General features: G+C 37.8%; 24 protein-coding genes, 1 pseudogene and 1 other annotated feature. Of the genes and pseudogenes, 9 read left to right on the top strand and 16 right to left on the bottom strand.

Features of this window, described 5'->3' with window-relative positions:
- Positions 1-142: 142 nt before the first annotated feature.
- The 10 genes from D0S48_RS14195 to D0S48_RS14150 form a co-directional block, all read right to left on the bottom strand.
- Positions 143-1,180: an ATP synthase beta subunit C-terminal domain-containing protein gene (locus D0S48_RS14195; RefSeq protein ID WP_144539246.1), complete on the bottom strand. Its 1,038-nt coding sequence runs from the start codon at positions 1,178-1,180 to the stop codon at positions 143-145.
- 154 nt (positions 1,181-1,334) lie between these two features.
- The gene (locus D0S48_RS14190) at positions 1,335-2,297 is read right to left on the bottom strand and encodes a hypothetical protein (protein ID WP_151112255.1); all 963 of its coding nucleotides are present in this window, start codon (positions 2,295-2,297) and stop codon (positions 1,335-1,337) included.
- A 61-nt stretch (positions 2,298-2,358) separates the two neighbouring features.
- The gene (locus tag D0S48_RS14185) at positions 2,359-3,132 is read right to left on the bottom strand and encodes a hypothetical protein (protein WP_151112252.1); all 774 of its coding nucleotides are present in this window, start codon (positions 3,130-3,132) and stop codon (positions 2,359-2,361) included.
- Positions 3,133-3,200: 68 nt separating this feature from the next.
- Entirely contained in the window at positions 3,201-3,980 is a 780-nt protein-coding gene (locus tag D0S48_RS14180; protein WP_151112250.1) for a hypothetical protein, read from the bottom strand.
- 48 nt (positions 3,981-4,028) lie between these two features.
- On the bottom strand, positions 4,029-4,457 hold the full coding sequence (locus D0S48_RS14175; RefSeq protein WP_151112248.1) for a hypothetical protein: 429 nt from the start codon (positions 4,455-4,457) through the stop codon (positions 4,029-4,031).
- A gap of 435 nt (positions 4,458-4,892) precedes the next feature.
- Positions 4,893-5,405 carry a GNAT family N-acetyltransferase gene (locus D0S48_RS14170; RefSeq protein WP_144539229.1) on the bottom strand — a complete coding sequence of 171 codons (513 nt, stop codon included), beginning with the start codon at positions 5,403-5,405 and terminating at the stop codon, positions 4,893-4,895.
- Between the two features lie 198 nt (positions 5,406-5,603).
- The gene (locus D0S48_RS14165) at positions 5,604-6,161 is read right to left on the bottom strand and encodes a cysteine hydrolase family protein (protein WP_144539227.1); all 558 of its coding nucleotides are present in this window, start codon (positions 6,159-6,161) and stop codon (positions 5,604-5,606) included.
- Between the two features lies 1 nt (position 6,162).
- Complete coding sequence (locus tag D0S48_RS14160) at positions 6,163-6,777, bottom strand: kinase (protein ID WP_144539225.1); 615 nt, start codon at positions 6,775-6,777, stop codon at positions 6,163-6,165.
- On the bottom strand, positions 6,770-7,615 hold the full coding sequence (locus tag D0S48_RS14155) for an alpha/beta fold hydrolase (protein ID WP_191963807.1): 846 nt from the start codon (positions 7,613-7,615) through the stop codon (positions 6,770-6,772). Before D0S48_RS14155 ends, D0S48_RS14160 begins: the two co-directional genes overlap by 8 nt.
- Before the next feature lie 214 nt (positions 7,616-7,829).
- Positions 7,830-8,519, bottom strand: coding sequence for a GNAT family N-acetyltransferase (locus D0S48_RS14150; RefSeq protein WP_151112245.1), 690 nt, complete (start codon positions 8,517-8,519; stop codon positions 7,830-7,832).
- A gap of 299 nt (positions 8,520-8,818) precedes the next feature.
- On the opposite strand from D0S48_RS14150, the gene D0S48_RS14145 reads away from it, so the two are divergent.
- Positions 8,819-9,118 (top strand): YiaA/YiaB family inner membrane protein, encoded by a 300-nt coding sequence (locus tag D0S48_RS14145; protein ID WP_144539219.1) that lies wholly within the window; start codon positions 8,819-8,821, stop codon positions 9,116-9,118.
- Between the two features lie 28 nt (positions 9,119-9,146).
- Here the strand turns inward: D0S48_RS14145 and D0S48_RS14140 are convergent, their stop codons facing one another.
- On the bottom strand, positions 9,147-9,701 hold the full coding sequence (locus D0S48_RS14140) for a histidine phosphatase family protein (RefSeq protein ID WP_151112243.1): 555 nt from the start codon (positions 9,699-9,701) through the stop codon (positions 9,147-9,149).
- A gap of 109 nt (positions 9,702-9,810) precedes the next feature.
- Here D0S48_RS14140 and D0S48_RS14135 point away from each other — a divergent pair, with 109 nt between their 5' ends.
- Entirely contained in the window at positions 9,811-10,284 is a 474-nt protein-coding gene (locus D0S48_RS14135; protein ID WP_144539215.1) for a nucleoside 2-deoxyribosyltransferase, read from the top strand.
- Between the two features lie 84 nt (positions 10,285-10,368).
- Here D0S48_RS14135 and D0S48_RS14130 read toward each other — a convergent pair whose 3' ends face one another.
- A complete protein-coding gene (locus D0S48_RS14130) occupies positions 10,369-10,818 on the bottom strand; it encodes a GNAT family N-acetyltransferase (protein WP_151112241.1) in 450 nt (149 codons plus the stop codon).
- A 983-nt stretch (positions 10,819-11,801) separates the two neighbouring features.
- Between D0S48_RS14130 and D0S48_RS14125 the strand changes: the two genes are divergently transcribed.
- The 6 genes from D0S48_RS14125 to D0S48_RS14100 all read left to right on the top strand — a co-directional run bounded on the left by D0S48_RS14125 (position 11,802) and on the right by D0S48_RS14100 (position 18,041).
- Positions 11,802-12,350: a GNAT family N-acetyltransferase gene (locus D0S48_RS14125; RefSeq protein ID WP_151112239.1), complete on the top strand. Its 549-nt coding sequence runs from the start codon at positions 11,802-11,804 to the stop codon at positions 12,348-12,350.
- A 65-nt stretch (positions 12,351-12,415) separates the two neighbouring features.
- Positions 12,416-12,689: a binding site (T-box leader), on the top strand.
- Between the two features lie 73 nt (positions 12,690-12,762).
- Positions 12,763-13,620 (top strand): SAM hydrolase/SAM-dependent halogenase family protein, encoded by an 858-nt coding sequence (locus D0S48_RS14120; protein WP_151112237.1) that lies wholly within the window; start codon positions 12,763-12,765, stop codon positions 13,618-13,620.
- Between the two features lie 45 nt (positions 13,621-13,665).
- Entirely contained in the window at positions 13,666-14,223 is a 558-nt protein-coding gene (locus D0S48_RS14115; RefSeq protein ID WP_144539205.1) for an ECF-type riboflavin transporter substrate-binding protein, read from the top strand.
- A gap of 18 nt (positions 14,224-14,241) precedes the next feature.
- Positions 14,242-15,975 (top strand): ABC transporter ATP-binding protein, encoded by a 1,734-nt coding sequence (locus D0S48_RS14110; RefSeq protein WP_151112235.1) that lies wholly within the window; start codon positions 14,242-14,244, stop codon positions 15,973-15,975.
- Positions 15,947-16,777 carry an energy-coupling factor transporter transmembrane component T family protein gene (locus D0S48_RS14105; RefSeq protein ID WP_151112233.1) on the top strand — a complete coding sequence of 277 codons (831 nt, stop codon included), beginning with the start codon at positions 15,947-15,949 and terminating at the stop codon, positions 16,775-16,777. Before D0S48_RS14110 ends, D0S48_RS14105 begins: the two co-directional genes overlap by 29 nt.
- A gap of 238 nt (positions 16,778-17,015) precedes the next feature.
- Positions 17,016-18,041 carry a PTS sugar transporter subunit IIC gene (locus D0S48_RS14100; RefSeq protein WP_151112231.1) on the top strand — a complete coding sequence of 342 codons (1,026 nt, stop codon included), beginning with the start codon at positions 17,016-17,018 and terminating at the stop codon, positions 18,039-18,041.
- 94 nt (positions 18,042-18,135) lie between these two features.
- Here D0S48_RS14100 and D0S48_RS14095 read toward each other — a convergent pair.
- Positions 18,136-18,881: pseudogene (locus D0S48_RS14095) on the bottom strand (creatininase family protein).
- 290 nt (positions 18,882-19,171) lie between these two features.
- Positions 19,172-19,831: a hypothetical protein gene (locus D0S48_RS14090; RefSeq protein ID WP_151112229.1), complete on the bottom strand. Its 660-nt coding sequence runs from the start codon at positions 19,829-19,831 to the stop codon at positions 19,172-19,174.
- A 181-nt stretch (positions 19,832-20,012) separates the two neighbouring features.
- Between D0S48_RS14090 and D0S48_RS14085 the strand changes: the two genes are divergently transcribed.
- Positions 20,013-21,293: a glucose-6-phosphate isomerase gene (locus D0S48_RS14085; RefSeq protein WP_151112227.1), complete on the top strand. Its 1,281-nt coding sequence runs from the start codon at positions 20,013-20,015 to the stop codon at positions 21,291-21,293.
- Positions 21,294-21,438: 145 nt separating this feature from the next.
- Here the strand turns inward: D0S48_RS14085 and D0S48_RS14080 are convergent, their stop codons facing one another.
- Together D0S48_RS14080 and D0S48_RS14075 are read right to left on the bottom strand one after the other, a co-directional pair.
- Positions 21,439-22,323: an ROK family protein gene (locus tag D0S48_RS14080; protein WP_151112225.1), complete on the bottom strand. Its 885-nt coding sequence runs from the start codon at positions 22,321-22,323 to the stop codon at positions 21,439-21,441.
- A 1-nt stretch (position 22,324) separates the two neighbouring features.
- Positions 22,325-24,016 (bottom strand): glycoside hydrolase family 13 protein, encoded by a 1,692-nt coding sequence (locus tag D0S48_RS14075; protein ID WP_151112223.1) that lies wholly within the window; start codon positions 24,014-24,016, stop codon positions 22,325-22,327.
- Between the last annotated feature and the right edge of the window lie 107 nt (positions 24,017-24,123).

Raw genomic sequence — 24,123 nt, 5'->3', positions numbered from 1 at the left:
TTTCCCTGAAAAGTAGTTCTTAAACAAACTGCTTGTCAAGGCTCACTCAGTTTCCCTTCAAGTGTCTTGAACATTAAGCCGCATACTTTTTGTCACACCAAAAAAGATGTGAATGCTATTTCATTCACATCTTTGCTTTTATTTAACTTAAACTACCTACAAACTTTAACTCTTCAACGCTTACTTGATCTTGTTTTCCTTCTAAAATCATTTCGACATCATTTAGAGTTTGCTCTATTGAAACAGCTTTTCCTGGACCCGTGAATTTTTCGGCAACATAGAATGGCTGAGTAAAATATGCCTCTAACCTTTCTCCGCGTTCATATGTTGCTAGTTCACCTTCTGGAAGCTTTTGAATTCCATGCACAGCGACAATAGAACGTAATTCTCTATAGCGTCTCAGTAGCTTTTGTGCACGCTGTCTTAAACCAAAATGACGTTGGTCAACATCTGTCCCCTCCATTACGGATGAGGTCGAATAGATAGGGTGTAGAGCAGGATACATATGACGAGTTGCAAGATCTGCATCTAGCTGCCACACTGTTTCCAAAGGTCCAAAAGGCATCTCTTCATCTACTACTTCTCCTGATAAATCCACTAAAATTGTTGTAATTCCATCTATATTCTCTGAAATAATTTTTTCCTGTAAATCCAATAGTTCTCCAGAGATAATATAGCTTCTATCTGTGATAAAGATAATATCTCCTGTTAATTCTGAAAGTTTTTCATATGCGTCATCAACAGAAGTAGTTATATAATCTGCTAGCTCTTTTGTCCCTTCTAGCTCACTATGCTCTTTTTGTGGCAATAAAAACACAGAAGTGTGATTACTTTCCTTAAAACGATGCATTAGCTCTGCTAGTATTACTAGCTGTCCCATCCCCGGTCTAGCTACTATTCCAATTGTCCCTTCCTTTACTAGTGGTGCAAAAAAGTCCAATGCTTTAATTTGTGTCTCAATCATATGTTTCTTCTCCCCCCGTATGATCAATTCATCTACCGTGCAATTAGCCAATGAAGCTAAACCAACAAGTGTTTTAACCTCCGCCTTCCCCAAATCAATCTTCCCTGTACATAAATTAGAAACCGTAGCAGGACGAATCCCAATGGATTTAGCAGCTGTCGTCAAGTTAGGCACTTTTCTTCTAAGCAAAGCGACATTCAATCTTATCTCTTCCATATCATCCCTCCTCGATTACTTTATATGGTAAACTAAATTACTCTTAAAAGCAATTATTTTATTTTTGAAAGTAATTATTTTTACTCCAAAATAAAATGAGTACCAGATTCATCAACAAATTCAGTTGTTGATCAACCTGGTACTCGCTATCTCATTATATTTGTATTTGAACAAGCGATTTGTTTAGCATATATAAAATGGTCTCATTAAATAGCGAAGGACAAATACGAGACATTTCATCTATTGTCTTATATTGGATTTCAGCGAAATGTGGATGCTTTTCAATTCCACGAAGAATACTTCTCATGGCATCTGCTGCCTTTGGATTCATTAATATATCGGAAAATGTACTATTTATCGAAAACACACCATTTGGGATTTTTACCTCTTCCACTGTAACATTTTGTACACTCGGCATTGCAAACCAATCCGTGATAGTATAAACATCCACAATCACAAGCTCTGCCTCTATAGCCTTAACTTCAGCTTTAGGCTGTTCCGTTTTTACTGATATAGCAGCCTCACCGGTACCGTCCTTCTCAGGGGTTACAACAGGAGGAGTGGGTTGCGGTAAATTTTCTTTACCTTCGTTACCTGGTGCTGGTGTTGTTTGAATTGGACTAGAAGCTTCTCCTGGAGGTATAACTGGAACTGGCAACAACTTTAACTCCGATGCCTGACCATCCATTTGAGCCTTGGCTTGAGCAACGATTGTGTCGATATTTGCTAGGATAGCAGCTTCCTGTTCCGAATTGTCTATTTTCAAACTAGATTTTAAATCTTGTGCGTATAACTGCAATGCAGCAATACGGCTCTCTTTTTGAGTTTTGGTGAAATTTACTAAGTCTTGTTGAGCTTTAGTCATTTCTTGCTCTAAATCTTCTCCAAGTCCTCTCATCAGTCGATCTGTTTCAGAAGCGACAGCACCTTCAATGTCTTTTACAGACTCATTTTGCTTCTCATTGAACCAATTGGTTAATAACGTTTGTACATCTAAATCCGCTAAAGCTTTATTTAGCCCTGTTCCAAATGTAAGAACTAAAAATAGAGCCGCTACTATTAAAACACTTTTTCTAATTCGTCTCTTTTTCTTATACTTCTCTACTCTACTCACCATGTTGATGCCTCCATTTTGAAGAATAAGAACCTCTTGAGAAAGAGGTTCCTATAGTTTGTTATCAAATCCCGTCAACTAGTGCTGCCATATCAGCTTTAGCATCCTGTTCAAATTTCTTTGCAGCTGCTTCAATTAAGTCTGTTTGCTCTTGTGCTGAAAAGTTAGCCATTCCTTGAGCCCAAAGAAGGAAATCTTTAACCTCTTGATCTACTACTTTCTTAAGATCAGCAGTTTTAGCCTCTACATTGCTATTCAAATTACCCTGCAAATTAGATTTAGCTGCTTCAATTGCTGCTTCTAAATCGTCAATTGCTCTTTCTGTAGTAGCTTCGAGTTCCGTATTTAATGTAGCTAGAGCCGTTTTTCCTTTTTCTGACGTGTGTGCATCCATATCAGATTGCGCTTGTCTTGCTGCCTGTACACCAAGATCATGGAGTTTTTTCTTTTCCGCCTCAAAAATTTTATTGAATTCTGTGTTAGTATAATTTACTAATTCTTTTCTTTTATTTTCTAAAGCATCTTTGTGCTCTTTTAGGTCTTTATCAATATTAGCATTCGCTGTAGCAGTTGAAGTTTTACGCTCATTCTCAATTGTAGTGGTAGTTCCAGCCTTCATCGCATTATATTTTGGCAATGTCTCAGCTACCTTTGTTCCTACATAGCCATTTACATTAGTACTTAAATCAACTTTTGATTGGTTAAATTGCCCTGTAAACCAACCACCTAGTTTAGTTCCAGCATCTGAAGCTCCAAATGCTGCTCCTGCTCCTGCAAATAGTGTTACTGCGATTGTTCCTACCATTACTTTACCTTTAACTGATTTCAATAATTTCATTTTAATATCTCCCTTAGTTTTTATAGTTTTTTGTGAATATATAAATTAACAGGATTATGTCAATCTGCTTACTTTTCGTTAATTAGCTCTTTTACACGCGCTTCTAACTTCAATTTAGAAGCCGCCTCTAGTTCTGCCGCTTTATTGTTAATAGCTGCTTGATGAGTTGCAACTAATTGCTCTGTTTTAGCAGTAATCAAACCAATTATCCTTGTAATCTCATCGTCTACTGCTTTATTAATTTTCTCAACTGTTGCATCACTCTTCGTATCTAGCAGACCTTGTAAATAGGATTTAGTAGCACGAATTTCTGTTTCCAAATCCGTTATTGCAGCATTTGTAGTTTTATCAATTTCTTTATTTACATATGCTAACGCTGCTTGGCCCTCTTTGCCTGTATGACTTTTCAAATCATATTCAGCCAGATTCTTTGCCCCAAGACTTGTAACTTTTAAAGCTGCATTAGCGTCTTTTTCAATTTTCATAAATTGGCTATCTATATTATTTTGTATTTCTACTTTTTTATCATTCACGGAGTCAATATATTTTTTACTTTCTGCTTTAATCCCATCCGTTGCATTAGTAGTAGCGGTATCTCTCGTAGAATTTATATCTGTGCTGGCTTCTTGCTTCAAGCCTGTAGTAGCACTCTTTAATTCTCCGAACTTATTTATAGAATGCTTCGCTGTCTCGAAAGCAACCTCAGTAGTGGCTTTTCTAAATTGCGAATCATACCAGCTTTTAATACCAGCTCCTGCGTCTGTTGCCCCAAAAGCTACCCCAGTACTTGATAAGAATGCTACTGCAACCGCTCCTGCTACTACTTTTCGTTTTATTGTTTTTTTCATTGATAGACTTCCTTTTCTATAGATACTATTTTTTGTTTTATACAAAACTTATAATTCATTTAGTAGGTCTTCTAAAATAACTTCTACTTCTGCATTAATTTCTTCTTTCATTTTCTGTTCATCAGGATAATTATCAAAGTTTGCATTTTCCAGATTAACAACAGTTGCTTGCAATTCTTCTTGTATTGATTTTTCTTGCTCTGCCAATCGAGAGTTGGTTTTATCTATTTCTTCATTTACAAAGAAAGTGATTGAACTAGTAACATTCTCTTTCGTTTCTTGTAAGAAATTATTAACTTCTCTTCCAATCTCTTTGAGACCAGAAATGGTAACTTCTTTAAAAATCTCACTTTCCTTCTTGAAAGCATGTCCATACCATTTTGAGAAGCTAGCCTCTGGAATGCCACTAGCGTAAATAGTACTGGAACCAAGTAATACAGAAAATATTAAAATAAATCCTATTGCTCTTTTTTTCATAGTTGGCACTCCTTTCTAGTAGCGCTTAACTACATGGTTCAAATTGCGCTTACATAATTCTTTATAACTATCATCTCTCTTTCTTATAGGTAATAAGATTATTTTTTACACCACTTCTAGTTAACTTGTAATTATTTCGTAACAGAAGATAACCATAATTATACTTTCGCTGTATATCGTTTCAATAGATTCTCTGAAACTTCTGACTTTTCTACAAAGATAGTCATTTTAAGTTGTTTTACGACCTATAAAACAGGTAAAAAGATACCCTTTTTCTCTATTTTTATTTATTTTTTTCACTTTATGTGAGCCTAAAGTTTTATTAGGAGTATAAAAAAACGCATGCTACTTCATAGCATGCGTTACCTTTTACCTTCTATAATGTAATGATAATCAAGGGATAGCTAGGTATTTGTTTAATCACTTCCAGTATTTTCATTCATTTATCTTTTTATAATAAAACACAGTAGCGTGGAATTCTCCTCCCGCTGACTCAGCGTAATCAGGAATTTTACCCGCTTGGATATAATCAAGTGATGTATATAGTTTGTTTGATGGGTCACCTTCTCTTGTATCCAGCACCAATAAAGTCCTTCCTTCTCTCAGAGCTCTATTTTCAGCCTTAAACATTAACTGACGCCCTATACCGCTTCGTCTGTAGTGTGGGTGAGTCATAAGTTTAGCTATTTCGGCACGGTGTTGGCCATTTTGCTTGCTACAAAGATGTAATTGAATACTACCTATTATACGGTTGTTCCTCTTCGCCACAAATAACAGTACATCTGGTCTCAAGACATCCTCCCAATATCCCATTGCATTTGCTAACTCTAGTGGAGGTAAAAAGCCAATGGAAGCACCGTCTTCAACGACTTGTATTAGCAACTCAGACAGCTCTTCCATATGTTCTTCGGTAGATGTTAATTGCTCTATTTTCACCTCATTAAACATAACAATCCTCCTAATTAGATATACATCTTTAGATATTTACTCATTCTCCAGAAGACTCTTCTTTCCCTTTTATTAAATTTAGAAAAGAAAAGCGAGGATACAGCTTTTGAGAACCTATTTTTCCGATTTGGAACTTACCCATAAATATCTTATCTTACCTATCAAAAACTCCTCCCTATTTGGGAAGAGCTACTTTTTTTATCTATAAGTATCGTGTGTCGGTGTAAATAGATCTTCCTCTGCATTTCTTACAACAGAAAAATTGTCTACATTATAATGTCCATGTAGAGTTTTATTATGATGTTTAATAATTTGCTCTGCCGAAAGAACAGGAGAGTCAGCGGTCGAATGTCCATCGCCAACTAAAGTAACGTCCAAGCCATTTACCGTTGCAGTTCTAACAGCCGTATCTATACAATGCTCTGTTGAACATCCCGCAATGACTACATGTTGAATATTCTCTTTCGCTAAGTATTCTTTTAGTCCAGTACCATAGAATGCATTAGTTGCCTTTTTATTAAAAAAAGTGACTTCAGTAGGTATGTCTATTGCTTGGTGCACTTCAAACCCTGCCCCTTTACCTTCTGCAATATCCAAGTCTCTAACAAAAATAATTTGAGCATCTGCATCCAAAGCTTTTGATATTACAAGATTAATGTTTTCTATTAGCAGTTCCTTTTGAAAAACACTTTTCTCCTGCTCATTTCCCTCTATTAAATCTTGCTGTGCATCGATCACTAATAATGCTTGCTTCATACTATTTCTCCCCATTCTTGATTATAATGTTTGCCTGTTCTATTGGATTTACTTCTTTTAAATAATATTCTTCTCCTTTCCAATATCTCCTTTCGTATTTATTTATTCTTTCCTTCAAGTCACCAGTATAGGATTCTCTTATTAAAATCCGTTCATTTCGAAGCTCTCTCGGACAATCCAAGTAAATAACATAGTCTAAAAAGGAACGCCATTCCTTACGCTGAAGAAATATTCCTTCTATCAAAACAACCGTACAATTCTCTATAGATTCCTCTTTCAAATAGCATCGATCTTCATGCGCATTATAAAACTTAAGCTGAAGTAATTTTTCTTTCTGATGAACAGCCGTAAACAGTTTCTCTTGAATCTCTGAAGCATTCCATTGTAAATGATAGTATTCATGCCATTCGGGCTTTCCAGTATTGTATCGACGTATTCGTTCTTCTATTAGATCATCTAGATGAATTACTACTATTCGATGTCCTGCTCTCTCTATCTCCTTTACTAACTCGTTCGTAAAGGTAGTCTTTCCTGCTCCACTTAACCCATCTATGCCCAAAAGAAAAGGGCGGCTTAAGCTCTTTATCTCAGAAATAACCATTTTTATATCAAACATGACTTGTAGCCTCTCTTTCCAACAGCTTGAAAATAGTGTCCGTGACTACAGTAGGATCCTCCAAGTGGATGGAATGCCCCTTATCCGTTTGAATATGCTCTGTTTTCGATGTCAGTTTCGCTAATAGAAGTTGTTGCTCCTTCCATTGTTTAGTGGAATTGTTGGAGCTAATGACAACTACCGGAATATCCTTATGAATAGCTGCTGAGTCTTTTAGTTGTTGCGCTGAAATAGGGCTATCCTTATATTCTTGATATATCGTTTGGTACGCACCTAGAGTATACCCAGTGTAATTTAAATAACGCTGGTATTCACCAGTTAAAAATTTTCGTCCTACCTTTTGATTTAATAATCTCGGGAAGCCAGTTAAGGAAATAACATATCCGAATGTAACCTTATGTTTAAACCCTTTGTTTTGATTGCCAGGCATATATTGGTTCTCATGTACGGAATCAACAAGGATTAAACCTTTTACTTGTTCAGGGTGCATACTTGCAAACAACCTCATGATTAGCCCACCATAGGAATGACCTACTAACAAATAAGGTGGAGCAAGGTCTACCTTTACTAATATTTCCTTTAACTCTTCTACGTGATCAATAGCCGTGAGAAACTTTTTAGTCGATTGGCTCCATCCGTAATTTCCTCTATCATAGGATAAGACTTTGGCACGCTTCGAAATTTCCGGCTGAATTTGGCACCAATCAATAGAGAGAGAACCTAAGCCCGCCTCCAAAATAACAGTGACTGGCCCCTCACCTGATTTAATAATGTGTACACTTGAGTTTTCTGTTTTAACTATTTTCCCCGGAGGAGTCATTTTATTTTTTTGGTTCATCGATAGATTCCAAAGGGATAAGGGAAATAAAACTATCCCTAGTATATTTCTTATAAAAGCAGCAGCTGTCATTAATCGTCAGCCTTTCTTCACTGTGGATTAATTTTTCGTTTCTAATTCTTCCAAACAGTCATCTAATTCAATTTTACATAATCCTAGTAGCAGTTATATATAAAGCGAGAACCTCAAAGATTTTACTTTCACGTCTGTCATCCTAGCGCTTTGTCCAGAAAGCCTTTGTATAGGCGAGCTTCAAACCAATCCGTTCCATGTTCCTATGACTAACACTCCCAAAGGCAGCCTCACTAGTAATGTATTTTGCCCCTTTTTCGATAGCTTTCTCTATTCGCTTGTGGAACAAGGCATGTTGTACTCCCAAACTTCGATAATCTGGTAGAGTAGCAGCTGCTGCCAACGTGGCAAGCTCCCCCTCCACATACATAACTCCTATGCCAATCGGAACATTATGTCGAAGCGCTAAGTAAAACTCCCAGCCCGGTACATCATATAAAACTTGGTTGTTTTGCTTTATGCCATCTTGTATAGAAGCAGGTAAACCAAAGGCCTCTACATAAATCGCAGCAAACAAGTCAAATTCGTCCTTCTGAAGAGGACGTACCACTATAGAAGATGGATTGCTAAAGCTATCTATATTGTCAGCAACTCTAAAAAAAGAAGCGTGAAAGCCGGATTGATAAAACCCTTTTTCTGAAAGCCTGAGAAACAATGACTCGGAACTATTTTGTGGAGTAACCTCTATTCGAAACGAAATAGCATGATCCTTATAAAAGTGAAAAATTTCATCTAAGTAATCTAAATCCTGATCATTAATACCCCTAACCGTGTTAAAGGCTGGTCCTGGAATATGTTTTACTGCAAAGACATGAGTATTACCTCTCACCAATATCCGTGCTCCCATAGGATTTCTAGGTAACGATTGAATAGTATTTATTCTAGATGTTAGTGTCTGTATTTCCGAAAATTCTGGTATCCTGAATTCCATTTTTTTCTCCTTTATTTTTTATTTATACCTCAAGCTCTCTAACTGTTTTATATAGAAGTAGAATTATAGTGAAAATTGTCTTTAATATATCTATCTCTAACAATTATCTTATACTTTAGAATATTTTACACTATTATTCATTCATGCTAGAATATAATTCATATAATAACAATTACAACCAATACAAAGGGGCGTTTGTCATGAACACAAAGAGGTATAGAAGAAGAAATACGATGGCTTTTACAGTGCTAGCTTATTTCACGTTATTTGCAGGGGTTGTTATGTTTAGTATTGGTCTTTATAATGCAGATAATTTGCAGCTTAATGAAAAAGGATATTATATTGCAGTAATGATTTTAGTGGCTGTTGGTGCTATTCTTACTCAAAAAGTAACGCGCGATAATGCAGAGGACAACGATATCATCGCGGAGCAAGAACAGGAGCGTCAAATGAGCAACATCCGAATTCCTTCTAGTTCTTCTAGCAATAAAGAAGCTTAAAAAATACTACACGAAAGAAATCCTGCCTTTAATTAGACAGGATTTCTTTTAGTTCCACTTGTTGTAATATGTTGTTTTCTATCAAAAAGATGTCAGGGTTTTTCATTTGAAGCCATTGATCAAAACCAAAGGTATTATCGTAATGATTGAAGAGAAGAGCAAGGATATTTCCGTGAGATACAATTGCTACGTTAGTCACGTCATCCCTTCCTATCACTTCATTGATGACCTCTTTTATACGATTTAGCGCTTCGTCACTAGCCTCTCCTCCAGGAAAGCTAAGATCTTTATGTAAAAAGGTACGTTTCAGTTTCTCTAGCCAATCATCCATAGGCTCTTTACTAAGCACACGCTCGCTTAACCCTTCATGAATATGGAGAGGCAAGCCAGTATCCTGAGAAAATGGCAGTATCGTTTGTATCGCCCGTTCATAAGGGCTAGAAATGAGATAGTCAATTTGGAAAGCCTTTAAAATTTCCACAAGGTTTTTTGCACTTTCCAACCCATCTTTTGTTAAAGCAGCAGTCGGCTCCTGTCCCTCTGCCTTACAATGTCTAATAAAATAAATTCTCTTGTTATTCATATGTCATTCCCCCTCCTTAATATTTCTATTAGACCATCCTAATTTCCTCTACCTCTATGCATATCTTCGAAAATTGCCTACAATGAAAGTTGGAAAAGGAGGATGAATGATGAAAAAAGGTTACTTAGCAAATGGATTATTTGGTCTAGGGGATCGCCTAGTAAACGAACTTGTTGCAAAGGAGATTCGTGCCTCACTACCGGGCGTTGACTTATATGTGCCACAAGAAAACGCAGCCATCAATGACAAAATGGCCTATGCAGATAGCTTGCTTATTGCAAGTGCAGATATCGAGGCATTAAAGGAAAGTGACTTTTTAGTTGCAGTGATTGATGGAGTGGAAATAGATTCTGGAGTTGCAGCAGAGATTGGAGCGTTCTCAATGTTAGATCGCCCTATTTATGCTCTTTATACTGATACACGCCAACAAGGTAGAGAGAACACGAAAAAAATTGAAGCTTTAATAGCAGATGGAACAGAAAATCAATTTATGTATCGCAATCTGTTTGTCATCGGATTGATCAAGCAAAATGGGGTCATTGTAAGCTCGATCGAGGAGCTAGGCAGAGCATTGAGAAACTGATACATATATAGTTCTAATATTTATTTCCACACGAGATTGAACTTTTTATAAAAAATCCTGTGCTTCCACACAGGATTTTTTATTTTACTTCACTAGCTTCCAGTTGACCATTTCTTCACTAGTTCCTACTTTTTTCATATCCAGCTTCTCTAGCACTCTCATAGAACCATAATTATCAAGGAGTGTTTCCGCGATGATCACTTCCACTAAGCCAGTTACAAAAGCCCACTGCATAATTGCACCCACTGCCTCTGTCGCATATCCCTTGTTCCAATGTTCCTTTAAAAAGCCATAGCCTACCTCAACTTGGTTATCTGCATCTGGTTTCCCTTTAAAACCGATATCCCCAATAACTTTGCCATTTCTTTTCTCTACTACCAACCATGTACCCCACCCCAATGATGTAGCATCTGCTTTTAGCATTTCTAATGACATGGAAATCTGTGGACCGTTGTCATAACTCTGCTCCACTGCTATTTGAGCAGATTCTTGTGTACAGGGGATAATTTCTAATCTCTCAGTTTCTAATTTCATTTTGACTCTCCTTAGTTTAGATATTTCACCTCTAACAAAGTAAATATACAAAACATAGAACTATCCCCTCTCTGCATTAAAGTAACAATATTATAGCACAATATATTTTTTGTTTTTTCATTTTTCTAAAATTGACATATAATTGAATTGGACATAAAAAATAATCATTACAAAAAACACGAATGAAATATTATTCTCTATGTTGATTGTAGCGACAGGAGGCGACTCCTGTGGGATCAGTGAGACAGATGAGACATCACAAACGTGCGCGACAGCGCTGGTGATGGCTTATCGCTCACTCCACGGAAAGCGTCCGACTAAAGCGGAAATCGGCATCTATAGTTCCTGCCTTTATAAATGGAATATAACTAATAGCTTAAATAGCTAAGTTAGATTATCATCTGACTTTCTTAGTGCCACACCACCTCTGATTGTAGCGACAGTCGGCGACTCCTGTGGGATCAGTGAGACAGATAAGACATCACAACGTGCGCGACAGCGCCGGTGATGGCTTATCGCTCACCCCACGGAAAGCGTCCGACTAAAGCGGAAATCGGCATGTATAGTTCCTGCCTTTATAAATGGAATATAACTAATAGCTTAAATAGCTAAGTTAGATTATCATCTGACTTTCTTAGTGCCACACCACCTCTGATTGTAGCGACAGTCGGCGACTCCTGTGGGATCAGTGAGACAGATAAGACATCACAACGTGCGCGACAGCGCCGGTGATGGCTTATCGCTCACCCCACGGAAAGCGTCCGACTAAAGCGGAAATTATTATACTTTATATATATCCCGAATGTTCTTTCTCTTTGTACGTGCGTGATTGATAATGAAATTATCTCAACATATTTTATTAGTAATGAAGGGAGTGGTTTAAATGAAAAACAATTTAATGGTGATTGAAAAGTAGATAAATAATAAATTCTCTTATCAAACAAACAGATGAAAACATAACTAAAATGAAAAGAGGAAACAGAATGTATCAAGATCAAGAGTTAATGATCCGACCAATTAAATACAATGATTTGCCGAGACTTTGGGAATTAATGTGTAAGGACGAGAAGCCAGAGTGGAAAGAATGGGATGCTCCTTACTATGAATATAAACCAACTCCTTATGATGTATTTATGGAAAAAGCAGATACCTATGTGGATAGCGAAAGGTTCTGGGGTATCGAGGTAGATGGAATATTACGTGGGATCGTGTCATATTATTGGGAACATGAACCTTCTAAATGGCTTGAAATGGGTATTGGTTTCCATGAGGCACCAAGCTGGGGTAAGGGACTTGGCACACGTGCTTTAAAACTTTGGATGAATCACCTGTTTACCATAATGCCACTTGTCCGAGTAGGCTATACAACCTGGTCAGGTAATGAACGGATGATTCGGGTTGGAGAAAAGCTTGGTATGACAATGGAGGCACGAATTCGCAAAGTACGCTTATATAATGGTGTTTACTATGACTCCATTCGAATGGGTATTTTAAGAGAAGAATGGGAAAAGACACAAGCAACAATTTTATAGCCCATCATAAAGAACTAAAAAACACTTGACAGTTATCAGAATTAATTGTAAATTCTCTATAATAAGTTAATGCGATGAAGAGAAAAAGTAAAATGGGTAGATTTCTCCATAGAGAGCTTCGGTAGCTGAAAAGAAGCAGAAAACACCATTTGAACAATGGCCTCTGAGCACTACATTGAACGTGCAGTTAGTTACCTGTGCCTGAGATGCTAGCGGGATTGGTACCCGTTATCCACACCACAGTCTAGGATCCATCTTAATAGGATTCTGCACTAGCTGAGGCTGCTTATGTGAGTAAGCAGTGAACAAAGGTGGTAACACGAGTATCTCGTCCTTTTCAATCCAATGATTGAGGAGGGCGAGTTTTTTAATTCGCTCTCCTCCACAAAAATAATAAGGAGAGTGTTTAAACATGACAGAGGGATTATTAGTATTTCAATCAGATTTTGGTATTAACGACGGGGCAGTAAGCGCTATGCATGGGGTAGCCAATAGCGTGAAGCGTGGGCTGCCGTTATTCGATTTAACTCATCAGATTCCTCAGTACAATATTTGGGAGGCATCCTATCGTCTCCTACAAACCATCAACTATTGGCCAAGTGACACAGTGTTCGTTTCCATAGTAGACCCAGGCGTTGGATCAGATCGAAGAAGTGTAGTTGTGAAAACAGTGAAGGATCAGTATATTGTCACTCCGGACAATGGGACATTAACGCACGTTAACCGATTTATTGGTATTAAAGAAGTAAGAGAAATTGATGAAAGCAAGAATCGCCTACCAAAATCTGGAGAATCACATACATTTCATGGTAGAGATATATTTGCTTATACAGGAGCGCGTTTAGCAACAGGAGAAATAAGTTTGGAGGATATTGGACCATCTATCCCCCTTTCTCTTATCGTGGAGCTACCACTTAAGGAAACAATTATTGAAGATAACTGCATTACGGGTGTTATTGACGTCATTGATCGACCGTTCGGCAATCTCTGGACCAATATTCGCCGACTTCAATTTAAACAGCTGGACGTTACCTATGGAGATGCCTTTGAAGTTTCTCTCACCATAGACGGAGAACTTGTTTATGAGGGAATAGTCACCTATGGTCGCTCCTTCGCTGCGGCAGGGATCGGAGAAGCTCTCATGTACGTGAATTCTCTGGATAATATCGGAATTGCATTAAACCAAGGTTCCTTTGCCGATACCTACCAAGTTCTCACTGGTTCTAGCACAGAAATAACTATTCGAAAAGCTGCTATTGCAATCAATTAACAAGGATGACTGGTTTAAAAATATAAATACGGGGAGAAATGAAGAATGAAAAAGTCTATCTTTTCAACAAAGACTGTTGTAGCGATAGGTATTGGAACGGCGGTGTTCTTGATACTAGCCAAATTTGCAGCAGTCCCTACAGGAATACCGAACACAACGATTCAAACATCCTATGGTTTTCTAGCACTTATTTCAGCTATTTTTGGACCAATAGCAGGTTTATTTGTCGGGTTATTTGGTCATGCTTTAAACGACCTTACTTCTTACGGTTCTATTTGGTGGAGCTGGGTCATTTCATCCGCAATTGTAGGATTAGGTATCGGGTTATATTTTAAAAGGTTTTCTTTTGAGGATGGAGAATTTGGTAAAAAGCATATTATATTATTTAATATCGTTCAAATCATAGTTCAGGCTATTGCATGGGCTTTAGTAGCTCCATTACTAGATATTATCATTTATGCAGAGCCTGCAAACAAGGTATTTACACAAGGAATCGTAGCCGCTATTTCTAATATTGGTACTGTTGCAATACTTGGCACACTCTTGCTTACTGCTTATGCAAAGACAAGAACCAAAAAAGGAAGCCTGAGCTACGAGGAATAAGTAGATAAGGAGATTCACATGAAAAAGCCAGTCATCGAGTTTAAACACTTTAGCTTTCAATATAATAGTCAATCCGAGCCTACTTTACATGACATTAATTTAACAATTTATGAAGGAGAAAAAGTAGCAATCGTTGGACCATCTGGCTCCGGAAAGAGCACGCTCGTTCATTGCTTGAACGGGCTTGTTCCTTTTGCTTATAAAGGCGAAATTACAGGAAATCTTACCATTCAAGAAAAAGAAACAAGGGAACTTGATCTATTTACCATCTCGCAGGAAGTAGGGACTGTTCTACAGGACACAGATGGACAGTTTATCGGCCTTACAGTTGGAGAGGATATAGCCTTTGCTTTGGAAAATAATTCAGTTCCTATGCAAAAGATGCATGAACGTGTTCAAAAAGCCGCTGCACTAGTAAAAATGTCTGAGCACTTAAACTCTCGAATTCATGAACTTTCCGGCGGGCAAAAACAGCGCGTCGCTCTTGCTGGTGTTTTAGTAAATGACGTTAATATTCTTTTGTTTGATGAACCTCTTGCCAACCTTGATCCGGCATCTGGAAAGGATGCAATGAAGCTGATTCACCAGCTTCAAGTGGATTCTAATAAAACGATTATTATTGTCGAGCATAGACTAGAGGATGTTTTGTCTGAGCCTATCGACCGTATTATATTAATGAATCACGGTCGTATTATAGCGGATGGTACCCCTAATGAGCTTCTGGCAGGGTCATTATTGACGGATAACTGGATACGAGAGCCACTCTATATTAAAGCTTTGAAATATGCCGGCTGTGAACTGAATGATCAGATTAACCTAACTCAGGTAGACTCCATCGTGAATGATTCCTTTCATCAAAAACTAAAAGCATTTAGTGATGCAAGATGCTCGCCTATTCAGTTAGGTTTTAAAAATGAGCCTGTACTGACATTAGATAATATTAGCTTCCACTATGGGAACGGCCTAGACATTATTAAAAATGTTTCCTTTCAATTACATAAAGGTGAAATGATCAGTCTTATTGGAGCAAATGGAACCGGTAAGTCTACACTCTCCTCTCTTATCTGTGGATTTGAACGTCCTACAGAAGGTACTATTTATTTTGAAGGATTCAATGCGATTAACGACTCTATAATGGAACGTGCACATCGCGTAGGCTTTGTTCTGCAAAACCCCAATCATATGTTTTCAAAACAAAATGTCCTTGATGAGGTTGCATTTGGGCTTGCTCAATTCGAGTTATCCGATAAAGAGACGAGAAGACGTGTGGAGGAGACATTAAAAATTTGTGGTTTGTACCCATTGAGAAATTGGCCAATTGCTGCTTTAAGCTATGGGCAGAAAAAACGTTTATCCATTGCCTCTATCCTTGTAATGGAACCTCCAATTATTTTATTGGATGAACCAACTGCGGGGCAGGATTACAAGCATACTACAGAGTTAATGATGTTCTTAGAAAATTTAGCGAAAAATGGTACAGCAATTATACTAATCACCCATGATATGCACCTAATGACGGAATACACAGATCGAGCCATTGTCCTATCAAACGGAAGAATTTTAGTCGATGATTCCCCTGCACATATTTTATCTAACCCTACCTTAATCCAGGAGGCAAACTTAAAAGAATCCTCCTTATACGAAATTGCAAAACAGCTCAAGATGGAGCATCCCTCTGATTTTGTAGAGCAATTTATACAATACGATCGGGAGGTGCGCTTTAATGGGCAACGAACTGCTAAGCTATCTTGACCGTGATTCTATTATCCATCGCCTGACAGGTTCCACCAAGCTGATATGTTTTCTGCTTTGGTCCACTGCAGCTATGTTAACCTATGACACAAGAGTGTTAATGGTGTTGCTACTTGGGAGCTTTATATTGTTTTATGTATCCGATATTAAATTAAAGGATATCAGCTTCGTCCTCGGTTTCATCTTAGTCTTTTTATTGTTAAACAATATAGCTATATTTTTGTTTGCCCCCCAGCATGGGACAACTATTTACGGCACTTCCCATCCAATCACAGGATCTCTGGGGCGTTACTCACTAACGCAGGAGCAATTATTTTATCAGCTTAATATTACATTGAAGTATTTTGCCGTCATCCCTCCCGCTCTTTTGTTCTTAGTCACTACACATCCAAGTGAGTTCGCAGCCTCATTAAACCGAATTGGTGTAAGCTATCGTCTTGCCTACTCTGTTTCTATTGCCCTTCGCTATATCCCAGATATACAAAGGGATTTTAAAACAATTTCTCGTTCGAAGCAGGCACGCGGTGTGGACATGTCTCGCAACGAAAGATTATATACCCGTATTAAAAATGCTGGATCTATTATAATGCCGCTTATTTTCTCTAGCCTAGAGCGAATAGAAACTGTCAGTAACACAATGGATTTGCGAGGTTTTGGGAAATTTAAAACAAGATCTTGGTTCAGTTTAAAAGAGTTCAGAAGAAGAGATTTAATAGCTATTCTGTTATCTTTCATGCTATTTTTATTAATGGTTTTATTTATTTTTATAAATAATGGACGATTTTATAATCCATTTATATAAAATCCGATTGAAAAGGGCCACCTCTTAAAGGTAGCCCTTTTTCTTTATTATTTTATCTGAAAAATAAGTATTGACTGTATATGAAAATTATATTAATATTATAACAATTTAACGGTTTAGAATGACATTTATTTGTTATTCAAATATAATGTATTGCTGTAGTCCATTAAGGACTTTTTATTTTTTCTTTTCAACAATATATTTCATGCGATATATTATATAATTAGGGGGATTTACTATGAAACAGGCAACTAAGACGTACTTAATCAATCGAATGTATAAAGGCTCACAAGGACTTGCAAATGCCGTACTTGTAACATTAGGAATTGGACTACTTATCGAGACAATTGGTACGTTTACAGGCTGGGATGGTTTTACAGCTATTGGGAAAACAGCTCAATTGATGCTTGCTCCCGCGATAGGGGCAGGTATAGCTTATCAGCTCGGTGGTAATACATTAGTTATTTTTAGTGCTATGGCTTGTAGTACTATAGGGGCCAATGCTTTAATACTCCAAGATGGAATTTGGGTTCTGACAACAGGGCAACCGATTAGTGCAGTATTAGCAGCAATTGTTGCTATATGGGTCGGAAAACGTATTGCAGGGAAAACAAAACTGGATATGCTAGCCATTCCTTTTGCAGCAATTCTTATAGGCGGGGTTGTCGGGGTCGGCTTGGCCGCTGTAACTACTCCTCTTTTAGAACAATTAAGTCGATTTATAGCAAGCTCTGTGTCAGGGTCACCTCTGGTTGGATCCATTGTTATTGCTCTCGTTTGGAGTATTTTTCTTATGTCGCCTGCTTCCTCCGCAGCAATTGCCATTGCCTTACAGCTGGATCCAGTTTCAAGTGCTGCAGCATTAATAGGATGTACAGCTCAATTTGCAGGATGGACAGCTATGTCCTTTAAAGAAAATGATTTAGGAGCCAACATTGCACAATCATTCCTAACTCCTAAAGTACAAGTTCCAAATTTGGTGAAAAATCCATGCTTAGTAATAGATCCGTTTCTATCCTCTGTGATTTGCGCTCCAATTGCTATTTTATTATTTAATTTTGAGGTACCTTACACATTAGCTGGGCTCGGGCTAAATTCATTTATTGCTCCACTAAATGTTCTAGCAAACCAAGGAATTGGAGTATTGCTAATGTATATAGTATTAGGTGTAATTTTACCTGCAGTTATTTCTTTGACCGCTTATCATTTGTTAAAAGCACGAGGATTAGCTAAAACTGGAGATTTACATATGGAAGTTCAGTAATAGAAAAAGGTCATGACCACTTGTCATGACCTTTTTTATTGGTAGGAAAGAAAAATATTTTCGTTAGAAAGTGGTCTCCTCTCTTTCTCCCGTTTTAAGTCATTTTCCTTCTATATGCCTCCTCCATTACGGAGTTTAGCTTTTCACTTCTTTTAGAAATATACGTTGTCCAAAATTTTTTCCCTATATTAGCAAGCTCTTCAGGGGTGTAATGATCCTTTTCAAATTTCCCCCAACATCCATCCGCAGTTAGCTTGTCCCAGAAAATATAATCGGCAAATTTGTTGTTTTCTGTAGGAACGTCCGATCCCATGGATTCTAATTTTACTAACTCAGGACAAAGCCACATGGCTGTACAAACAGATAACAGACCTCCATGAGTCTCATTAAGTCCTTCTATCCCCGCTTCCTTCAAGGCCTCTTCCCATGCTAAATGTCGATGAGTAGTAATGACGAGCAACTCTGGATATTTAAAATTAATATACTTTACCAATGCTGATTCCCAGTAGGCTCCTCCATGACCATTACAAATCACAAATTTTTTAAAACCTTGTCTATGTAAATTTGTAATTATCTCTTCAATCATAGCTGTCAAAATGTTAGGACTAAAGTAACAGTTCCTATACAGTTGGCATGTTCTTCAGAGGTGTTAAAAGGTATAGTTGGCAACACATACGCCTGTAAAGCTTCTCCAAAGGAATTAGCATAGACTTCTGCTATTAATGTATCTAAGTGCATGAGCAAATATGGGCCAAACTGCTCCGTTGCCCCAAGCGATATGATTGCTGTTTCTGTACCGCTGTCCTTGATCTCTTTAGTTGAATTTTTATAACTTAACATGGGTTTCTCCTTTTAATCTATTTTATGTATAAGCAGAGCAACTGATAAACCATGACAAATGACACGATTGCTGTAATGATAGCTTATCAATTACCCCACTGAACGTAAGCCAATAGGAAAATCAATTTATGAAGTATTTTTTGTTCTTTTCTATATGTTCATACCTTTTATTTCATTACTTATTTGAGTTGACTAAATTTAACAACATAAACGTATTATACGATTTTTTAAACTAGAAAAGGAACTAGAGATTAATTGTATTACCACTTGCTATTGCTAGCAGGTATCATCTACAAAAGATTACTGATTATACCTCTATCCGTATAGATCGTTACTGGCGATTCAATTGATTTTTTGTGTGAAAAAAACCACGTTCTTCTTACTGGTCCAAGCAGGATATATGCTCCATCTTCTTGTTCGCCCATGAAGTTCAAATAATCTACCTCGTCTACTATTTTTCCATCTTGGGGAGGTATACCTAAATGTAATATTTGCTCAGCACTATTAAGGATGTTCTTTGTTGTTAAACCAATTTCACTAATTTCAATAACGTTTCGTGTGGAAAAATGTGTGGATTCCGATGATGGGGCAATACCATCTCTTGCTATATATTCTACTATATTCCCTGCAGGATCCTCAAAATAGCAGGATGTCGCTTTAAATCTACCGGCAAATTCTACCTCATCCTCCCCATCCTCTGTCGATAAAGTAACACGTTCTTGAAGCCACGATTTGGCCTTTTGAAACATATTAGCATGGATATTAAATGCAAAGTGGTAGTAATAATTCCTCGCTTCCAAATCCTTTATTAGTTTAAGTACACTATTTCCGACCTGAAATGTAGCCTCTGTCTCATTCCAGGACTTTAAAGGAAGCTCCAATGTATGCTGATAAAAAGCGACTGTTTCTTCATAGTTAGATATCCACAAGTCAATTTGCATTATCTTCATTTCTATCCTCCTCCCTGTAATTTCTACTATCAATATATACAATTCGTAAAAGAGACAACTCGGCCAATAGCATGAATAGGTTAAATTTCAATCAATAGTCTCATAGCTCCTTTTTAACTTTTTCTAGTTGAATATGGTAAAATTAAGTCACATTAAATAATGCAAGATAAGGGGGTATTTCATGAACATTTCCGTTAATTACTCAGAGGACTATCAGGGTCTGGTTTCAGCTGAACTACATGAAAAATTACAGGCTATTCATGAGGGTATTCAAACAAAAACGAGTACGGGATCAGATTTTCTAGGCTGGGTGAATTGGCCAAGCTCCCTAACTCCAGAGTTCCTTCAAGATATTAAAGTAACAGCAGATCGAATACGCTCAAACTCTGAGGTATTAGTTGTAATTGGAATCGGAGGATCCTATCTTGGTTCAAAGGCAGTGCTTGAGGCACTTTCTACTCCCTTCCAAAAGGATGACCATTTAGAGGTCATCTTCGCAGGACAATTGGTAAGTGGGTCTTATTTAAAGCAATTGATTGCCTACCTAGACTCTAAGGAAGTAACTCTAAACGTTATTTCTAAGTCTGGCACAACAACTGAGCCAGCTATAGCTTTCCGTTTTCTCCGCCAATACATGGAGGAACGTTATGGAGAGGAATCAGCATCTCGTATCATTGTGACTACGGATGAGGAAAAAGGCGCTTTATTATCACTTGCTAAGGAAAAGGGCTATAAACGATATGTGGTACCAGGTGACATTGGTGGCCGCTATTCTGTTTTTACAGCGGTTGGTCTACTACCAATCGCAGCAGCTGGGCATGATATTGAGCAATTGATAGCTGGAGCTAAAAAAGCAGAAGAGGAGTTACAAGTATTTGATATTAAATCAAATGCTGCAGTTAAATATGCTGTAATACGAAAGCATTTATATGATAAGGGTTATCCAGTAGAAATCATGGCAACCTTTGATGAAAAGCTGACGTATGTCCAAGAATGGTGGAAGCAGTTATTTGGTGAGAGTGAAGGAAAAGAAGGAAAAGGTATTTTCCCAGCCTCTGTTCTATATTCAACGGATCTGCATTCCTTAGGACAATACATCCAAGATGGTAAACGTATGCTGTTTGAAACGTTTCTAATGGTAGAAAAAGCATCAGATGACCTGACTGTCTTTGAGGCAGAAGATAATCGTGATGAACTAAATTACTTAAGCGGCTTGACTTTACACGACTTCAAAAAAGCATGTCACGAAGCAACAGCATCTGCTCATTTAGCCGGAGGCGTTCCTCAAATAACGTTAATGATGGAACAACTGGACGAAAAGCATATCGGTCACTTATTATACTTTTACATGATGGCTTGTGCTTATAGTGCTTACTTGCTAGATATTAATCCTTTTGATCAGCCAGGTGTAGAAGACTATAAACGCAATATCTTTAAAATCCTTAAAAAGCCTGGATATTAAAAATGTAGCCCCTGTTTGGGGCTACATTTTTATTTTTTGGGTCGTGTTTTGCGTTTTTTTCGCTATTCCACCCGAATATTGATACCGATCGATTATTGGGTAAAACCGACCGCTTGTCAATTTTTCACTATAAAGCAAACCGTTTTTATACTACAAGCATTGCAGCTCCAAGCATGCCTGCTTCGTTACCGAAGGCTGCTCGTTTAATTTCTACTGGTTTTATCAATAATGGCTTAACTTTTTCTAGAAGCAAGTCCCACCATTCATCAGCTGATTCCGAAACGCCTCCACCGATCACAATACAATCCATATCTAGAACCGCTTGAAGGGTAGAAATGATAATAGCAAAGTCTGCTAAAAAGCGATCTCTTGCAAGCTTCGCACTTTCTATATTTTGAGAGGCCAACTTAAATAAAGTATGTGGTTTCGCCAATTCACCTGTTGTCGGGTCTACCACATCTTCTTCTTTGATTAACCTCTTTAGTGCAGTTCCCGACACATATTGTTCACTGCAGCCCGGTCTACCACAACCACAAACTAACCCATTTGGATATAAGATCAAATGACCGATTTCTCCTGATCCACCGTTTGCACCATTCATAACTTGTCCATCAAAAACAAAGCCCCCGCCTAACCCGGTGCCTACTGTAATACAGACAACCCTAGAAAATCCCTGTCCTGCGCCAATACGTGCTTCTGCAAGAGCTGCACAATTAGCATCGTTATTCAATTCTACTCGCAGTCCCGTAGCAGCTTCTAATAGAGGTTTGGCAGGTGTACCTTCCCAACCTGGAAGCTCCTTCTCAAACGTCACGGTCCCAGTATCCGCATCTACAATTCCTCTAGTCCCAATACCAACCCCTGTGATGTCTGGAAACTCAGCCTTGACCTTTAAAACTTGTTCCTCTAAATAAGGGTATAATGGCAGCTCGGTTGGTACTGTAATATCTGCTAACACTTCGCCAGCTTCATTGACAACACCCATCCGTATCTTTGTTCCACCAATATCTACTCCAAGTACCTTCTTCACTTTATAATCTCCTCTCAAAAGCTAATACCAATGCCTCATAGGGACGTACATTCATCCCTTGTTCTCCCAATTCTTGAGAGTCATAGTTAGCTATTATTACTTTTCCATCTAGTCCATCCACTTCACAGCTTGTCCATTCAAGCTTCTCCGTATTATCTGAGAAATTCGTGATGACAAGCCATTCTTCCTTCTCAGTTTTTCGCTTATACACAAAAAGGCTTGGATTATTGGGTAATAGCAAATGGAAGCTACCATACGTGATGATGTCGTGTTCTTTTCTCAACTCAATAAGCTTCTGATACGTATAAAAAACAGACGTTTTATCATCTAATGCCTGATCTACATTAATCTCGTTAGTATTTGGGTTCATTTGAATCCAGGGAATCCCCGTTGTAAATCCGCCATCCTTCGTCCACTGTATAGGGGTACGAGCGTTATCTCTTCCTTTTGCATAAATGCCCCTCATAATATCTTTCTCTAAAACTCCCTGTTCTATTTTACTGTTATACATATTAATAGTTTCAATATCCTTGTAATCTTCTATTCTATCAAATTTTACGTTAGTCATACCTAGCTCTTCCCCTTGATAAATATAAGGGGTTCCCTGAAGCATATGGAGACAGATAGCCAACATTTTTGCAGAAGTTACTCGAAATTCCTGATCGTTACCAAAACGAGAAACTATGCGAGGCTGATCATGATTATTCCAATATAAACTATTCCATCCTACCTCATGAAGTGCATGTTGCCACTTTTGGAAGTTTTGCTTCAATGCTACTAAATCTAGTGGCTTCACGTCCCACTTTTCAAAAGGTCCACTATCGATATCCATGTGCTCAAAGGTGAATACCATATTCACCTCTTTGTTCGCTGGATTTGTATAGAGCTGCGCATCCTTTGGTGTAGCTCCTGGCATCTCCCCAACTGTTAGCACATCATAGTTTTGGAGTACTCGTTCATTCATTTCTTTTAAATGAGTATGAATTTTAGGTCCATTTATAAAATATGGACTTCCGTCTCCATACGCCTGACCCGGATTCACTTTTCCATCCGGCAGACCTTCCACTTTGGAAATGAAATTAATTACATCCATTCGGAATCCACCTATTCCTTTATCCAACCAATAGGTCATCATCTCATATATATCGTCACGAAGAGCCTTATTCTCCCAGTTTAAATCTGGTTGTTTTTTTGAAAATAAATGTAAGTAATAAGACTCTGTTACCTCATCCTTTTCCCATGCAGAGCCTGAAAACACAGAGCCCCAGTTATTTGGTGGCTGATCGTTTTTTCCCTCTTTCCAAATATAATAGTCTCGATACTTAGAGTCCTTCGAGGATTTCGATTCCACAAACCAGGCGTGTTCATCGGAGGTATGGTTTACGACAAGATCCATTACGATACGTAATCCTCTTGCATCTGCTTCCTGTATTAATCTATCAAAGTCTTCCATTGTTCCAAACTCATCCAATATAGTACGGTAATCTCTAATGTCATAGCCATTGTCGTCATTCGGAGAATCAAAAACAGGGCTCAACCAAATAACATCTACGCCAAGTCTCTGTAAATAATCTAATTTAGATATAATCCCTGGTAAATTTCCAATCCCATCTCCATTAGAGTCCATAAAACTCCGTGGATAGATTTGGTAGACCACACTTCGTTTCCACCAAGGCTCTTTATTTGTTTTCATGCTTCTCCGACCCCCATCAGAAATATTTGATATATTCATTATAATGCAAACGCTTGCATAAAGTGATATCTTTTTTGAAAAACTTCAATCTATTCTTTCTATCTTTT

Origin of the sequence: Psychrobacillus sp. AK 1817 (assembly GCF_008807035.1) — a bacterium.
GTDB classification, from domain to species: domain Bacteria; phylum Bacillota; class Bacilli; order Bacillales_A; family Planococcaceae; genus Psychrobacillus; species Psychrobacillus faecigallinarum.
The sequence above is the reverse complement of the archived record's forward strand: the minus strand, read 5'-3'. Positions and strand labels throughout refer to the sequence as shown.

Coding starts and splice junctions, on each gene's coding strand:
- D0S48_RS14195 (WP_144539246.1), bottom strand. CDS start 1,180: ATGGAAGAGATAAGATTGAATGTCGCTTTGCTTAGAAGAAAAGTGCCT.
- D0S48_RS14190 (WP_151112255.1), bottom strand. CDS start 2,297: ATGGTGAGTAGAGTAGAGAAGTATAAGAAAAAGAGACGAATTAGAAAA.
- D0S48_RS14185 (WP_151112252.1), bottom strand. CDS start 3,132: ATGAAATTATTGAAATCAGTTAAAGGTAAAGTAATGGTAGGAACAATC.
- D0S48_RS14180 (WP_151112250.1), bottom strand. CDS start 3,980: ATGAAAAAAACAATAAAACGAAAAGTAGTAGCAGGAGCGGTTGCAGTA.
- D0S48_RS14175 (WP_151112248.1), bottom strand. CDS start 4,457: ATGAAAAAAAGAGCAATAGGATTTATTTTAATATTTTCTGTATTACTT.
- D0S48_RS14170 (WP_144539229.1), bottom strand. CDS start 5,405: ATGTTTAATGAGGTGAAAATAGAGCAATTAACATCTACCGAAGAACAT.
- D0S48_RS14165 (WP_144539227.1), bottom strand. CDS start 6,161: ATGAAGCAAGCATTATTAGTGATCGATGCACAGCAAGATTTAATAGAG.
- D0S48_RS14160 (WP_144539225.1), bottom strand. CDS start 6,777: ATGTTTGATATAAAAATGGTTATTTCTGAGATAAAGAGCTTAAGCCGC.
- D0S48_RS14155 (WP_191963807.1), bottom strand. CDS start 7,615: ATGAACCAAAAAAATAAAATGACTCCTCCGGGGAAAATAGTTAAAACA.
- D0S48_RS14145 (WP_144539219.1), top strand. CDS start 8,819: ATGAACACAAAGAGGTATAGAAGAAGAAATACGATGGCTTTTACAGTG.
- D0S48_RS14140 (WP_151112243.1), bottom strand. CDS start 9,701: ATGAATAACAAGAGAATTTATTTTATTAGACATTGTAAGGCAGAGGGA.
- D0S48_RS14135 (WP_144539215.1), top strand. CDS start 9,811: ATGAAAAAAGGTTACTTAGCAAATGGATTATTTGGTCTAGGGGATCGC.
- D0S48_RS14130 (WP_151112241.1), bottom strand. CDS start 10,818: ATGAAATTAGAAACTGAGAGATTAGAAATTATCCCCTGTACACAAGAA.
- D0S48_RS14125 (WP_151112239.1), top strand. CDS start 11,802: ATGTATCAAGATCAAGAGTTAATGATCCGACCAATTAAATACAATGAT.
- D0S48_RS14120 (WP_151112237.1), top strand. CDS start 12,763: ATGACAGAGGGATTATTAGTATTTCAATCAGATTTTGGTATTAACGAC.
- D0S48_RS14115 (WP_144539205.1), top strand. CDS start 13,666: ATGAAAAAGTCTATCTTTTCAACAAAGACTGTTGTAGCGATAGGTATT.
- D0S48_RS14110 (WP_151112235.1), top strand. CDS start 14,242: ATGAAAAAGCCAGTCATCGAGTTTAAACACTTTAGCTTTCAATATAAT.
- D0S48_RS14105 (WP_151112233.1), top strand. CDS start 15,947: ATGGGCAACGAACTGCTAAGCTATCTTGACCGTGATTCTATTATCCAT.
- D0S48_RS14100 (WP_151112231.1), top strand. CDS start 17,016: ATGAAACAGGCAACTAAGACGTACTTAATCAATCGAATGTATAAAGGC.
- D0S48_RS14090 (WP_151112229.1), bottom strand. CDS start 19,831: ATGAAGATAATGCAAATTGACTTGTGGATATCTAACTATGAAGAAACA.
- D0S48_RS14085 (WP_151112227.1), top strand. CDS start 20,013: ATGAACATTTCCGTTAATTACTCAGAGGACTATCAGGGTCTGGTTTCA.
- D0S48_RS14075 (WP_151112223.1), bottom strand. CDS start 24,016: ATGAAAACAAATAAAGAGCCTTGGTGGAAACGAAGTGTGGTCTACCAA.